We start from the raw sequence: 14,423 nt of genomic DNA on the forward strand, positions 1-14,423 counted from the left end.
AAAAAAATATCGTATTTATGATAAAATGATAGTGATATGGTAATAAACTCAGTTATAAGGAGAGGATATATAAATGCGAATTCAATTTACTGTAACCGATGAAGAACTTGAAATTTTAACTAAAAAAGCAATAGAGGGAGGTTTCCCAAGCGTTACTGAATATTGTAAGTGTAGCAGTTTACAAGAAAATACAAGCTATGCTGACCTATATACTACCTTATTAAACAAAATTAGCTCTTTACCGAAGGGCAAAGAATTTGTTTTGAGAGAGTTAATCGCAACACCGCCGGCATTGATTGGCAGATGGTTTTATGAAAATGTAAATAAGAGACTTGTAAAAAATGTGGAACACATCGGAAAAGCTGAAGGCGGAGTAGAAAAATATAAAAGAATTTAGATAATGTTGGAGGTGCATTTCATGGCAGAAGAGAATAAAGAGATAGTTATTGTAGATGATAAAACTATACAAGAAAAAATATATCTTATTCGTGGGCAAAGAGTAATGCTTGATGCAGATTTAGCTGAAATATATGGTTATGAAACAAAAAACTTTAATAGACAGGTGAAAAACAATATTGAGAAGTTTGAAGGCGAAGATTTTATGTTTCAACTGACCGAGAATGAATTTGAAAACTTGAGGTGCAAAAATTTCACCTCAAGTTGGGGCGGTTCAAGATACTTACCAAATGCCTTTACAGAACAAGGTATTTATATGCTTATGACGGTATTAAGAGGTGAACTTGCGATTAGGCAAAGTAGAGCCTTAATTAGAACATTTAAGCAGATGAAAGACTTTATAATCGAAAATCAAGATTTTATTAGCTCAAAAGAATTGGTACAAATAGCAGTACAGACAAATCAAAACACAAAGGATATAGCTGAAATAAAGTCGCAAATGGCTACAAAAGAAGATTTGAAAAAGGTTATGGATAATTTTATAGATCCGGACACATACAAGCATTTCCTTTTAATGAACGGAGATAAGATTGAAGCAGATGTTGCCTATACCAAAATATATAAGTCTGCAAAGAAAAGTATTTATGTGATAGACAACTATATAGGCTTGAAAACCTTAGAATTATTAAGGGCTGCAAAAGACAATGTTGAAATTATAGTCTTTAGCGACAATGTGAAAAACAAGGATATGCTGACAAAAAATATCCTAAACGATTTTAGAAAAGATTACCCTAATATCAATCTGAAGATGAAAATTGCAGGTAAAAAGTATCACGATAGATATATTGCCATTGACTATGGAACAGACAGTGAAGCCTTTTATCTTTGCGGAGCTTCATCAAAAGATGCAGGAAATAAAATATCAAGTATTACAAAGATAGAGGAATCTTCCAAGGATATGTATCATACGATGTTTGGCGGAATGCTGAACAATAAGGATTTGAAAATTTAATATGTAAATGGTAAAGCGTTATTAAATGAATAGCTATAAGACTTGTGAAAGGCGGTAGAAATAAAACTCTATCGTCTTTTTTTGATTGCAACTAACAGGAGGGAAACTAATATGCACGAAAATAAAAATGAACATAATACAGGAACAAAGACTATAAAAAAGATTGGAAAAGTAACTTATGAGGTTATTGTCCATTTTAATGAAAATGCGACTGAAACTATGCAAGATAAATTGAAAAGGATAATGCTTAGAGAAATGGAGATGAAAAAACATCAAAAAGGAGATAAAAATGATTAGAAAGTCCTTGACAAGTTGTTACAGGAAAAACTGCCAAGTCAATTCTAATATCTTGTGGAGCAAGACTTGCACCTTTTGATATAAGAGAGCTTAGAGAACTAATGAGCGAAGATGAATTAGAGCTTGATAAAATTGGAGATAGAAAAACTGCTTTATTCGTAATAATATCAGATACAGATGATACCTTTAACTTTGTAGTTTCAATAATGTATTCTCAACTATTTAATCTTCTATGTGATAAGGCAGATGATGTGTATGGTGGAAGACTTCCAGTTCATGTTAGGTGTCTACTTGATGAGTTTGCAAATATAGGATTAATTCCTAAATTTGAAAAATTGATTGCAACAATTCGTTCAAGAGAAATATCGGCAAGCATAATACTGCAAGCACAATCTCAATTAAAAGCAATCTATAAAGACCATGCAGATACAATAGTTGGTAACTGCGACTCTACACTCTTTTTAGGAGGAAAAGAAAAAACAACAGTAAAAGAATTATCTGAAACCTTAGGAAAAGAAACCATAGACCTATATAACACATCAGAAACAAGATCCAATCAAAAATCTTTTGGTCTAAATTACCAAAAAACTGGCAAGGAACTTATGAGTCAAGATGAAATAACTGTAATGGATGGCGGTAAGTGTATTTATCAGTTAAGAGGAGTAAGACCTTTTCTATCTGATAAATTCGATATTACAAAGCATAAGAATTACAAGTTGTTGGAAGATTATGATAAGAAAAACTTGTTTGATGTGGAAGAGTATTTAACAAATAGAGATAAAATAAAAATAAACAGGAACAGTTTGATTACAAGATTATGAATTAAGCCTAGGATAAAAATATTTTTGGTATAATATCTATATAAACCATGGAGGTAGGCATATGAGGTCTTATGAAAGTAAGGAAGAATTAAAAAATGAGATAAAGAAAACTTTTGGAAAATATATTTCAGAGTTTGATAATATCCCAGAAGAATTAAAAGATAAAAGAGTAGATCAAGTTGATAGGACACCAGCTGAAAATCTTGCATATCAAGTAGGTTGGACAACTTTAGTTTTGAAATGGGAAGAAGATGAAAAAAAGGGAATTGAGGTTAAAACGCCATCTGACAAATTTAAGTGGAATCAACTTGGAGAATTGTATCAATGGTTTACAGATACCCATGCTCATAAATCGTTAAAGGAATTAAAAGAACAACTATCACAGAATATAGAAGATATTTACTCTTTGATAGATAATCTTACAGAGGAAGAATTATTTAAACCACATATGAGAAAATGGGCAGATGAAGCAACAAAAACTGCAACTTGGGAAGTATATAAATTTATCCATGTAAATACAGTAGCACCATTTGGAACATTTAGGACTAAGATTAGAAAATGGAAAAAACTTAATAATTTTGTGAATGTAATTAAATAATAAGGTTGGTGCTTTAATTGAATTATGAAAAATTTAAAAAAATAATAAATAGAAAAACCTCTATAATAGTATTAGATACAAATGTAATACTTGACTTAGCTCGATATTCATTATACAGTAGCAAAAACATATTAGAAATTTTCAAGGAGTGTAAGGATTTAATATGGATTCCGAATCAAGTGTATAAAGAATTTAATAAAAATAAATATAGCGTATTCGGACAATTGAAAAAAAAGTATCAAAATTTTGAAAAAGATTTACTAAGAGTAATTGAAAGGAGTCAAAAAAATTTAGAGAGTGTCTTGATTAAATCATCTAAATATAATTATTTTGGAAGAAAAAATTTGGAGAATGATTTAAATAACAAGTTAGTTGAATTAAAACAAATAATCAAATCTTATAAAAATAGTGTTGGTATTGAATATGATGAAATAACAACAGATTCTCCTGAAATAATTAAAGATATAGATAATCTTATTTCATATTTAGAAAAAAATAATAGGATAGGTAATAGGATAAGGTTTAGTGAACAATTAAAAATTATTAGAGAGGGTGAACTTAGGTATAAATATAAAATTCCGCCTGGATATGAGGACATTAATAAAGATGGAGTTGAAAAATTTGGAGATTTATTTGTTTGGAAAGAGATATTAGATTTACCAGTTGAAAAATCAGTAAAAGATATTATTTTTATTACGAATGATATAAAAGAAGACTGGTGGAGTAAGGATAGTCAAGATAATTTAGTAGTTCACGATAAATTATTAAGTGAATTTAAAGAAAAAAATCCAAATGTAAATATTGAATTTTTAACAACAGGAATGTTTCAGAATTTCGCTTCAAAAGTATATGATAGATATGATTTTAATGTTTATGTAGATTTAAATAGAAAAGATGTGTCATATGTAGAAAGAGTAAAACAAGATATTTCTAATGATATAGTTGACAGTATTTATAATAACAACTATTATTATCTAGAATCGTATGTTATTGGAAGTGAGGGTATTGAAGAATTAGATATAAATAATTGTGAATTCAATGAGATATTAGATACTTATGAAGAGTTTACAGACGAGATTGTTAGTATAACTTATGAGCTAGAATATTTAATAAATTTAAGTTGTGTATCCTTTGATTATTGGGGACGTGATGATGATACAAAAGAAGTCATACAATCACCACCAATAGAACAAGAATTTAGTGGAAGTGTCATAGTTAATGTCACAAGATTAATTAATAAAGATGATATCGAAGAAGATTCTTTTTATATTAATAATGATAAAGAATATACAGATATTGAAATAATTGAAATTCAGATAGATCAAGATTCTATAAACAAAAATGAAGAAGACTACGATGACTCTTATTTAGAAGAGGAGAATTACAATAATGATTATGCATTTATTTGCTCTAAATGTGGAAAGGGATTTAAGGATAGGCGAGAAGATGTAGGTGGTATTTGTCGAGATTGTTCATTTAATGATTAATAATATAGGATATTTTATTAAAGCAGTAATTATAAAGTTTACTGCTTTTTTTATACTCAAAATTAGGAGGTTAAGATGTTAAGGATAAGAGCTCCTACTTAGAACAATTTAATAAGGAATAATGTATAGCGATTGGAAATAAATAGATCCAGTCGCTTTTTTAATTGAAATTTATAGATTAAGGAGAAGAAATTAATGGATAGAGAAATGATAAATATTAATGCAAATTTAGTTAAAGAAGTGGAATTATCAGAATTTGAAAGAGATGGAGAAAAAGTAGATGTAGCAAATTTTACTCTCATTAAAAAATATGGTAAAGGAAAAGAATATATAAATTGTTCAGTCTACGGAGAAAAAAGCGAACGTGCAAAAGAATTAGATAAAGGAGATCTAATCCATGTCTTTGGATATTTCAAAGAAAACAAAAAAGGAGATAAGGTCTACAAGAATTTTATAGTTAAATCACTAAATAAAATAGAAAATAAGAAAGAAAACGAGGAGGAATAATATGGAATTTTTTACAGCTGGAGTTGGAGTTTTAAAGACACTTGTAACTGCAATTGGTGCAGGTTTAGGAGCATGGGGAGTTATTAACTTAATGGAAGGTTATGGTAATGATAACCCTGGTGCTAAATCTCAAGGTATTAAGCAGCTTATGGCTGGTGGGGGAATTGTACTAATCGGTATTAAATTAATTCCACTACTTGCAAATGCTTTAAAATAGGAGAAAGTCTATGTTTGGTATCTTTGACAAGCTAACTGAATTTTTTAAGGATATGCTACTCGGAGGTATCAAAGCAAATCTTGAGTCCATGTTCTTAGATATAAATGACAAGGTAGGAGTTATTGCAACTGATGTTGGGAAGACACCAATGGGTTGGAATGGAGAAGTGTATAACTTCATAAAAAACATTAATGATAATGTGATCGTTCCAATAGCAGGTCTTATCATAACAGCAGTTTTATGTATTGAACTCATAAATATGGTTATGCAAAAGAATAATATGCACGATACAGATACTTTTGAGTTTTTCAAATACATTATAAAGATGTTTATAGCAGTCTACCTTGCAAGCCATGCCTTTGAATTTTCAATGGCAGTCTTTGATGTGGCACAAAATCTTGTAAACAAAGCGGCAGGGGTAATCACTACTTCTGCCACTGTTTCAGGAGATCAGATAGTTGCAATGGTTGATACATTAAAAGAAAAAGAAATAGGTGAGCTTTTAATGATATTAGTTGAAACAAGCCTTGTAAGGATTGCAATTCAATGTATATCTTTAACTATTACCTTAATAGTATATGGGCGTATGTTTGAAATATATGTCTACTCATCAGTATCATCCATACCATTTGCGACTATGGGAAATAAAGAATGGGGTCAGATTGGAACAAATTATATCAAGGGACTTTTTGCCTTGGGACTACAAGGTTTGTTTTTGATGGTATGTTTAGGTATCTACACCGTTTTAATAAGAACGGTACAGATTACAGATATTCACGCAAGCTTGTTTAGTATATTAGGATATGCTCTACTACTTGGACTTATGATGTTTAAGAGTGGAACAGTTGCAAAAAGTATTATGAATACGCACTAGGAGGAATAAATGTTAAAAAAGAAAAATTGTGCTTTATTGGGACTTGGAATTTTATTAGGAGGAACTTATGAAATCTTAAAAGAGAAAAAAAGAAATGAAGAGATTAGAAACTTAAAGAGGAGAATAAATAGACTCGGAAGATGTCACAATGAATTTGTTATGTATCAAGGCGAATACAATGACAGAAATGAAGAAAAACAAGAAGAATTAGAAGAAAGAATTAGCTACCTGGAAGAGGAAACAACATCTAATTATGACCATATACTTGAACTTTCCAAAGAAGAAGTAGAGGGAGATTAAAATGGCATATGTACCAATACCAAAAGATTTGGACAAGATTAAAACAAAGGTTGCCTTTAACTTAACCAAAAGACAACTTATAGGTTTTTCTGTGGCAGGACTAATTGGTATACCAACCTATTTATTTATGAAAAAATATCTACCTAATGATGTTTCTATCATTGTAATGCTAATAGTAACCCTGCCAATCTTTTTTATAACCTTATATGAAAAAGACACCTTAACTTTTGAAAAATATTTTAAATTTTTCTATCTTCATAAGTTTTATCAACCAACTAAGAGAATAAGAAAGGAGGCATACCTTGAAGCATAGAAAAAAGCAAATCAGCGACTTAAATCTAAGGGAAAAACAATTAAAAAAAGACCGAAAGGAAGTAAGAAAGCTAAAAACAAAGAAAGATCCGACAAATAGTCTTCTAAGTGTACTTTTAAAGAAAGAGAAAAAGAGATTTACAGTTGAGGATACAATTCCATATAAAAGAATGTTACCAGAGGGCATTTGCCAGTTAGATGAAAAAAATTATTCAAAGACAATTTCATTTCAAGATATAAATTACCAGTTGGCATTGGAAGAAGATAGAGATTTAATCTTTAACCAATTTGCCAACTTTTTAAATTCTTTTGATCCAAGTGTCCACATAGAACTTTCATATGTAAATCAATTAGGGAGAAATAAAGACCTACAAGACGCAATTAAAATTGCTGATAAGGGAGACTTTTATGACGATGTAAGAAAAGAGTTTAGGGAGATGTTAAAGCTTCAACTTGCAAAGGGCAATAACGGACTTAAAAAGATGAAGTATATAACCTTTACAACAGAAGCCGATAACCTAGAGCAAGCAAGAGCAAAGTTAAATAGACTTGAAGTGGATATTTTATCCAACTTTAAATCTATGGGAGTAAGAGCAGAGAGTCTTGATGGCGATGAAAGGTTAAGACTTGTTCACGATATGTTAAATCCAGACAAAAACTTTGATTTTTCATATAAGGATTTGAAGAAAAAAGAGTCTACAAAATCACATATAACTCCCAATATCTTTAATTTTGCACCAGCAAATAATTTTAAATTTGGCAAATTCATTGGAGCAGTAAGCCATTTTCAAATACTTGCAAGTGAGTTATCAGACAGAATGTTATCCGAGTTTTTAGATATTGATGACAATATTTATGTAGCTTTTCATATAGATGTAGTTGAACAAGCAGAAGCTATAAAACTTATTAAGAGAAAGAACACAGACCTAGACAGAATGAAAATTGAAGAACAAAAGAAAGCAGTTCGTGCTGGATATGATATGGATATTATTCCATCAGACATAAATACTTTTGGGGCTGATGTTAAGTCCATGTTATCTGACTTACAAAATAGAGATGAAAGGCTCTTTGTAGTTACCATAGTAATGATGAATTTTGCAAGGACTAATCAAAAATTAGAAAACACCATTGCTCAAATATCATCAATTGCAAATAGAAATAATTGTCAGGTAAAAAGATTATCTCACCAACAAGAACAAGGACTTGTTTCTGCCTTACCTTTAGGAGTTAATCAAGTCGAGATAAAAAGATTTTTAACTTCATCATCAACGGCAGTATTTATGCCTTTTACAACAGAAGAGCTATTTATTGATTCGGCAAATTCTTTGTACTATGGATTAAATGCCCTTAGCCAAAACTTGATTATGGCAGATAGGAAGAAACTTAAGAATCCTAACGGACTAATATTAGGAACACCAGGTTCTGGTAAATCTTTCTCGGCAAAGAGAGAGATGGCAAATGCAATTCTTGTAACAGACGATGATGTAATTATTTGTGATCCTGAAGGCGAGTATTCAAACCTTGTAAAACAATTTAATGGAGAAGTTATTAAAGTTTCAGCAAAGTCAAAGGACTATCTAAATCCACTTGATATAAATATGAACTATGGAGATGGGGATGCACCTTTAAAGGATAAGGCAAACTTCATAATGTCTATGCTTGAACTTGTAGTAGGAGGATCTGGTCTTACTGCTGCAGAAAAATCTGTTATAGATAGGTGCTTACCAAAGATATATCAAAAATATTTTGAAGACCCTAAGCCAGAAAATATGCCAATATTAGGAGATTTATACGATATGCTCCTATCTCAAGAAGAGGGAGTTGGTAGAAAACTAGCAACAGAAATGGAAATTTATGTTAAGGGAAGTCTTAATGTATTTAATAATAGGTCAAATGTTGATCTAAATAGACAACTGCTCTGTTTTGATATAAAAGAGCTAGGAACACAACTTAAAAAAATAGGTATGCTTGTAATTCAAGACCAGGTTTGGAACAAGGTTTCCCTAAATAGAGGAAGTAAGTCTACAAGATACTATATAGATGAGTTCCACCTTTTATTAAAAGACCCACAAACTGCTTCATATTCAGTAGAAATCTGGAAAAGATTTAGAAAATGGGGAGGTATTCCAACAGGTATAACACAAAACGTAAAAGACCTTTTAACAAGTCAGGAAATTGAAAATATCTTTGATAATACAGACTTTGTTCTAATGTTAAATCAAGCATCTGGAGATAGAGATATTCTTGCTAAGAAATTAAAAATATCGCCTTATCAGTTAAACTATATTACTAATTCAAACGCAGGTGAGGGACTATTATTCTTCGGAAATACTATTGTTCCATTTATTGATAAATTCCCTAAAGACACCATGCTATATAAGCTTATGACAACAAAACCAGAAGAAGCTAAGTAGGTGTGATATGGATAAAAAACTAAAAAAAGATTTTCAAAAGAAAATTACACGAAATAGGGACGCTCCTGAAAAAAATATGGATAGTAAACTTGTTCATTCAGATGATTATACCAATAAGATAATTAAAACTAGGGATAGGTTCGGAGATAAAATTTCAGAAAAAGAATCTAGACTAATTCATGAGAATGTATTAGCTAAAGATCAAAAACAAGATAAACTAAAAGATTTTCAGAAGGCTAAAAACAAGGAAAGAATCAGAAAAGAATTTTTAGATAATAAGGATAAGGTTGAAGAAACAAAACAAACTAATCTTGAAATAAGGACAGATGAAAGCTTTAAACTTGATGAAGAGTTAGATGTAGACTTCAAAAAGGTAAATTTTGAAAGTGAAAATAGTAGAAATATTAATTCTAATAAATTAACAACAGATGATATTTCAGCTAACGCTCAACCAATAAGCAATAAGAAGGCATCAAGTAAAAGAAAAGTTCTTAAAAATTATGAGGATAAACTTATCCATAGTAAGGATAAATTCCAAGACAAAATCAACGAGAAAGAGTCTAAGCGAATCCAGACAAGTGAAGATAAACCTATCGAAGCAGAGAAAAGCAAGAGAATATATAGAAAAGATAAGCTTGTTAAAGATGAAGTGAGCAAGAACGACAGTAATGCTAATATCGATAAAAAGCGAAAACAGAAACTTTATCAAGAAAAGAAGTTTAGAGATAAGGAGAAAATTTCTAAAGAAAAAGATAAAGAAAATAAGCTAAACGAAGTTGATACAGATAAAACTTTTGATAATCCTGAGTTTAAAGACAATAATCAAGAATTTATAAAAGATGAAAAAGAAACAAGCCTTAAACCTTCAGAACAAAAGAAAGTTAATAAAAAGAAGACTTACTACAAGAGAAAAAATTATGAAAGTGATAAATTTACTCGAAAGAAAATCGATGACTTAAAAAATGAATCTAAGAAAGTTACACCGAAAGATTCTAAGAAGGCACAAGATGTTAAAGACTTTATATCAGATAAAAAGATTGGAGAGCTTGAAAAGTCTAAAAGCAAGCTAAAGGATAATATTTTAAAGAATAAAACTAAAGGAAGTCTATCTTCTGGGGTTTTATTATCTGGAGCTAAGTCTTCAGAATTAGTGAGAGATTATTTAAGTTCAGGGTCTGATAATACTGGTGTAGAATCTGGAGAAAAGGTCGCTAATGTAAGCTCTAAACTCCAGCATGGAATAAGGAAGTATAAGTTAGACAAAAAGAAAAAGTCCTTAAAAAAACTATCTAAACTTGATAAGAAAATAAGAAAGAGAAAAAGCAAGTTGGAGTTTAAAAGTGGCTTGGAAGATTTAAAAAAGTCAGACGCCTATATAAAGAAAAATAGATTTAAGAAGTTTTACCAGAGAAAGCAAATGAAGAGCATGATAGCTAAAAAGCACGAAACAAGACTTGTAGATAGAGTTAAAAAAGCTATTTTAAGTTTAGGTAAGGCTTCTAAAGAGCTAATCGTAAGAAAAAGTAAGATGGTTCTATTTCTAGTAATAGGACTAGGTCTTATGCTATCAATCATGATTGGTGGTGGTAGTGTTGGTATGAGTGGACTAAGTAACTCTGTCAACTCAGTAATGACAACAACATACCTATCACAAGATACAGTTCTAAGTGAAGTTAATCAAGAATTTTCATCAATGGAATATGACCTACAATCAAAAATCGAAAGTGTAAAAACAAGTCATCCTGGATATGACGAATATATCATAAACAAAGAAGGAGAAATTGGTCATAATACCCATGAACTTTTATCCTATATAACTTCAAGATGTGGTGAAGTAAAATCAGCATCTGAAGTAAAAGGAATTTTAAAAGAGCTTTTCGATAAGATGTATAAACTTGATTTTAAGGAAGAAATTGAAATCAGAACAAGAACAGTAGCAAGAACTAGATATGATAGTCGTGGCAATCCGTATACTAGCTATGAAAAAGAAGAGTACGAATATAAAAAGTTAATTGTAACTTTAAAGAAAAAAGAAATGGATGAAGTTGTTAGGGAAATATTTAAAAATTATCCAGACAATGTAGTTCACTATGAAGCTCTTCTTGAAACTAAGGGAAATATGGGAGATGTTTTTGGATCAGGTAATGGGGACTTAGGAGAAATAGTAGACAATCCAAACTTTGGAAATCCTGGTCTTGCTTTTGATTCAGCTACTGCCAAGGCTCTTTTTAATGAAGCAGAAAAACATATAGGCAAAAGATATGTGTTTGGAGCAAGTGGACCATCTAACTTTGACTGCTCAGGTTTTGTATGTTGGTCATTTACAAAGTCTGGTGTAAAGAGAATGCCAAGAACAACTGCATGGAGAATATATAAAGACTATTGTAATCCAGTAAGTCCAAGTGAAGCTCAACCTGGAGATATTATATTTTTCCACTCAACATATAACAGTGGGACACCAATATCTCACGTAGGAATATACGCAGGTAACGGAATGATGATTCACGCAGGAGATCCAATTCAATACACATCAATAAATTCAAAATATTGGAAATCACACTTTTATGGTTTTGGAAGACCAAGATAGAAGGGAGATATTATGTGAACAGAAAACTTATAAGCATTAGGAATAAGAAGAAAAAAATAGAAGATAAATTAAAAGATTTAAATGCAAAATACAAGGAAATTTGCGATGAAGAAATACAAGTTGAAAATGAAGAAATAATTGTAACTCTTAGGAGGAACAATATTAGCTTGGAAGAATTAATGGAGAAAATCAATGATAGAAAAAGAGAAGAAAAATTAAAAGAAAAGGAGAACATTCATAATGAAGAAATTTAATACGAACAGACTAAGAGCCTTTTTTATGGCTCTTTTATTAGTTTTGACATCAACTGTGCATACAAGTGCATTTGCAAAGTCTGATGTTACTTGGACGGAAGATGATTTTATGTATTCTTCTGAGGGAAATATAATTGCCTTTAGTGATAAGGGTTTAGAAAAGAAAGAAAAGACAAATATTCTAGTATTTCCTGAAGGGACGAAGTCTATAAATGGAAATTATTCTTTAAATCATTCAAACGATGAATTTAGGTATAAAAGAGAATTTGGACGTGGCAAACATTGGGATAAAGTAATTATTCCTGACTCTGTTAAGCATTTAGGTTATGCTGCCTTTTATGAAGCAAGTATAGATGAGGTAAAACTATCAAATAGCCTAACTTATCTTGGAGGCTTAGCATTCTTCAACTGTGGACTTAAAGAAGTAACTTTACCTGATACTTTGGTAAATATTGAACATAATGCTTTTGAAAGAAATAACCTTCAAGAAATAACTATACCGAAGTCTGTGAAGACAATTGAACAATACGCTTTTTCAAGAAACAAATTGCACACTATAAAAGTTTTAGGCAATCCAAATATTAACAGTAAGGGAGTATTCCATAATCAAGAAGTTGAGTATAGACCAAAACAAAATCCATTTTACGAAAATCTTTTTGGTTTCAATGGAAATCAAGGATTCAAATCTATTCCTAATGGATTAAGGTTTGAAAATGGAGAGTTTGTCTTTGATAAGAATGTAGATAGTGTAGAACTTGAATTTGATTATAACAATGATATGTATCAAGGAAAGATGACTATATACAATCCAAATAAATATTCCATTGATACTCAAACAGATTTGACAGGACAAGATATTGATGAAAAAGACAATAAAATTAATGATTTAACTAAAAACATTAAGGATTTAGAAAATCAAATCAAAGACTTAAATGAAGAAAAACAAGAAGACCGATCAAAGATAGATGAATTAAAGGAAAAGTTAGAATCTTGCAAAGATAATGGAGAAAAACTAAAACAAGAAAAAGCTAAGCTAGAAGAAGAGATTAGAGATAAAGATAATAAGATTGCTCAATTAAATAAAGAAATTGAGGAACTTAAAAACTCTAATAATGATGAACTAATAGCAGAAATTACTCAGCTTAAAGATGAATTAAAAAGATTACAAGATGAAAATGCAAAGCTAAAAGAAGATTATTCATCTACAAAATGGGAGCTAGAAGCTGAGAAAGAAAAGGCAGATAAAAACGAAAATAAAATCAAAGAAATGCAAGAAAAGCTTGACTCTTTAGAAGAGGAACTTGCAAAGAAGACTAAAGAAATTGATTATAAAGATAATAAAATTAAGGACTTAGAAAAAGCTCTTGATGAAAAAGATGCTAAGATAAAAGACCTTGAGTCTAAAAAGAAAGAAACAGAAAATACTAAGTCAGAATGTTGTAAGAAAATTGAAGAGCTTCAAAAAGCTATTGATAGTTTAAAAGAATCTTCTGAAAATACAAAAAAGGAATTAGAAGATAAGATTAAAGAACTAGAAGAAAAACAAAAATCTTCTGATGAAGAAATAAAAAAGCTAAAAGAAGATTTAGATAAGAAAATTGAAGAAGCCAAGAAGTTAATCGAGGAAGCAAATAAAAAAGCAAAAGAAGAACTTGAAAAACAAACTAAAGATGAAAAAGATAAAAATCTAAATCAAGACTTATCTAAAAAATTAGATGAACTTCTAAAACTCCAAAAAGAAAACAAAGAGAATAAAGAAGATAAGAAATCTCAAGATAAGAAGTGGGACGAACTTTTAAAAGCTGATGACAAGAATATCCTAAATCAATTTGATCTTAACAAGATGAAAAAGCAAGAAGAACAACAAGGCAAAAAACAAGTTAAAGATGAAAAAGAATTTGCAGTTTTCCAAGTAGACAAAAACTTTTATAACATTATCAACAAAGATGGTAAGACAACAGTCTATATGGATGTAAAAACTTATGTAGACCAAGGAAGAACTATGATTCCAGTAAGATATATTGCCTATACTCTAGGTTTTAATGTTGAGTATGACAACTCTACTCGTGAAGCCATTTTCTCAAATAAGGAGAATAATATCCTAGCTAAAAAGACATTAAGACTAAATATTGATACTGGTGTTATGAAAGATTCAGATGGAAAGGTCTACAATTCAGATGTTAAGCCAGTGATTATAAATGGAAGAATTCATGCTTCAATTTCAAATATTGCTAAAGCTTTTGGAGCAAGTCATGGAGATATTAAAGATGGTAAAAATCAAACAATAGAATGGGACAATGCTAGAAAAGCAGTATATGTATTTAAAAATGTAAAATAAGAAAGGATA

13 protein-coding genes and 2 pseudogenes are annotated in these 14,423 nt (G+C 30.1%); all 15 read left to right on the plus strand.

The annotated features are described in order from the left end of the window. The first annotated feature begins 73 nt into the window (after positions 1 to 73). The 15 genes and pseudogenes from ACU68Y_RS08205 (at position 74) to ACU68Y_RS08275 (ending at position 14,414) form a co-directional block, all read left to right on the plus strand. Entirely contained in the window at positions 74 to 397 is a 324-nt protein-coding gene (locus ACU68Y_RS08205) for a hypothetical protein (protein WP_001222545.1), read from the plus strand. A gap of 21 nt (positions 398 to 418) precedes the next feature. Next, positions 419 to 1,408: an ORF6N domain-containing protein gene (locus ACU68Y_RS08210; RefSeq protein WP_000797008.1), complete on the plus strand. Its 990-nt coding sequence runs from the start codon at positions 419 to 421 to the stop codon at positions 1,406 to 1,408. Positions 1,409 to 1,519: 111 nt separating this feature from the next. Next, positions 1,520 to 1,705 (plus strand): transposon-encoded TnpW family protein, encoded by a 186-nt coding sequence (locus tag ACU68Y_RS08215; RefSeq protein ID WP_062570877.1) that lies wholly within the window; start codon positions 1,520 to 1,522, stop codon positions 1,703 to 1,705. Positions 1,706 to 1,716: 11 nt separating this feature from the next. Next, positions 1,717 to 2,526 (plus strand): annotated as a pseudogene (locus ACU68Y_RS08220) (VirD4-like conjugal transfer protein, CD1115 family); the annotation flags it as partial. 61 nt (positions 2,527 to 2,587) lie between these two features. After that, positions 2,588 to 3,124 carry a ClbS/DfsB family four-helix bundle protein gene (locus tag ACU68Y_RS08225; protein ID WP_446755843.1) on the plus strand — a complete coding sequence of 179 codons (537 nt, stop codon included), beginning with the start codon at positions 2,588 to 2,590 and terminating at the stop codon, positions 3,122 to 3,124. Positions 3,125 to 3,141: 17 nt separating this feature from the next. Further along, the gene (locus tag ACU68Y_RS08230; RefSeq protein WP_001105422.1) at positions 3,142 to 4,611 is read left to right on the plus strand and encodes a PIN-like domain-containing protein; all 1,470 of its coding nucleotides are present in this window, start codon (positions 3,142 to 3,144) and stop codon (positions 4,609 to 4,611) included. A 195-nt stretch (positions 4,612 to 4,806) separates the two neighbouring features. Further along, a complete protein-coding gene (locus tag ACU68Y_RS08235) occupies positions 4,807 to 5,118 on the plus strand; it encodes a hypothetical protein (protein WP_002839977.1) in 312 nt (103 codons plus the stop codon). Position 5,119: 1 nt separating this feature from the next. Continuing rightward, the gene (locus ACU68Y_RS08240; RefSeq protein WP_000394203.1) at positions 5,120 to 5,335 is read left to right on the plus strand and encodes a Maff2 family mobile element protein; all 216 of its coding nucleotides are present in this window, start codon (positions 5,120 to 5,122) and stop codon (positions 5,333 to 5,335) included. Positions 5,336 to 5,345: 10 nt separating this feature from the next. Continuing rightward, positions 5,346 to 6,209 (plus strand): VirB6/TrbL-like conjugal transfer protein, CD1112 family, encoded by an 864-nt coding sequence (locus ACU68Y_RS08245; protein ID WP_000466919.1) that lies wholly within the window; start codon positions 5,346 to 5,348, stop codon positions 6,207 to 6,209. 9 nt (positions 6,210 to 6,218) lie between these two features. Beyond that, the gene (locus tag ACU68Y_RS08250; RefSeq protein WP_002838520.1) at positions 6,219 to 6,509 is read left to right on the plus strand and encodes a hypothetical protein; all 291 of its coding nucleotides are present in this window, start codon (positions 6,219 to 6,221) and stop codon (positions 6,507 to 6,509) included. A gap of 1 nt (position 6,510) precedes the next feature. Next, a pseudogene (locus tag ACU68Y_RS08255) lies at positions 6,511 to 6,921 on the plus strand (PrgI family protein). Further along, the gene (locus ACU68Y_RS08260; RefSeq protein WP_410054644.1) at positions 6,833 to 9,235 is read left to right on the plus strand and encodes a VirB4-like conjugal transfer ATPase, CD1110 family; all 2,403 of its coding nucleotides are present in this window, start codon (positions 6,833 to 6,835) and stop codon (positions 9,233 to 9,235) included. The pseudogene ACU68Y_RS08255 and the gene ACU68Y_RS08260 overlap by 89 nt, the downstream one beginning before the upstream one ends. A gap of 7 nt (positions 9,236 to 9,242) precedes the next feature. Beyond that, complete coding sequence (locus ACU68Y_RS08265) at positions 9,243 to 11,822, plus strand: CD1108 family mobile element protein (protein ID WP_446755844.1); 2,580 nt, start codon at positions 9,243 to 9,245, stop codon at positions 11,820 to 11,822. A gap of 14 nt (positions 11,823 to 11,836) precedes the next feature. Next, complete coding sequence (locus tag ACU68Y_RS08270) at positions 11,837 to 12,076, plus strand: hypothetical protein (protein ID WP_002839226.1); 240 nt, start codon at positions 11,837 to 11,839, stop codon at positions 12,074 to 12,076. Then, positions 12,063 to 14,414: a leucine-rich repeat protein gene (locus tag ACU68Y_RS08275; RefSeq protein ID WP_446755845.1), complete on the plus strand. Its 2,352-nt coding sequence runs from the start codon at positions 12,063 to 12,065 to the stop codon at positions 14,412 to 14,414. Before ACU68Y_RS08270 ends, ACU68Y_RS08275 begins: the two co-directional genes overlap by 14 nt. The last annotated feature ends 9 nt before the right edge of the window (positions 14,415 to 14,423 follow it).

This window comes from Finegoldia sp. P1-F-LS (assembly GCF_052932205.1).

Bases quoted from the DNA above. Each gene is read 5' to 3' on its own strand.
- ACU68Y_RS08205 (WP_001222545.1), top strand. From the start codon at position 74: ATGCGAATTCAATTTACTGTAACCGATGAAGAACTTGAAATTTTAACT.
- ACU68Y_RS08210 (WP_000797008.1), top strand. From the start codon at position 419: ATGGCAGAAGAGAATAAAGAGATAGTTATTGTAGATGATAAAACTATA.
- ACU68Y_RS08215 (WP_062570877.1), top strand. From the start codon at position 1,520: ATGCACGAAAATAAAAATGAACATAATACAGGAACAAAGACTATAAAA.
- ACU68Y_RS08225 (WP_446755843.1), top strand. From the start codon at position 2,588: ATGAGGTCTTATGAAAGTAAGGAAGAATTAAAAAATGAGATAAAGAAA.
- ACU68Y_RS08235 (WP_002839977.1), top strand. From the start codon at position 4,807: ATGGATAGAGAAATGATAAATATTAATGCAAATTTAGTTAAAGAAGTG.
- ACU68Y_RS08240 (WP_000394203.1), top strand. From the start codon at position 5,120: ATGGAATTTTTTACAGCTGGAGTTGGAGTTTTAAAGACACTTGTAACT.
- ACU68Y_RS08245 (WP_000466919.1), top strand. From the start codon at position 5,346: ATGTTTGGTATCTTTGACAAGCTAACTGAATTTTTTAAGGATATGCTA.
- ACU68Y_RS08250 (WP_002838520.1), top strand. From the start codon at position 6,219: ATGTTAAAAAAGAAAAATTGTGCTTTATTGGGACTTGGAATTTTATTA.
- ACU68Y_RS08265 (WP_446755844.1), top strand. From the start codon at position 9,243: ATGGATAAAAAACTAAAAAAAGATTTTCAAAAGAAAATTACACGAAAT.
- ACU68Y_RS08275 (WP_446755845.1), top strand. From the start codon at position 12,063: ATGAAGAAATTTAATACGAACAGACTAAGAGCCTTTTTTATGGCTCTT.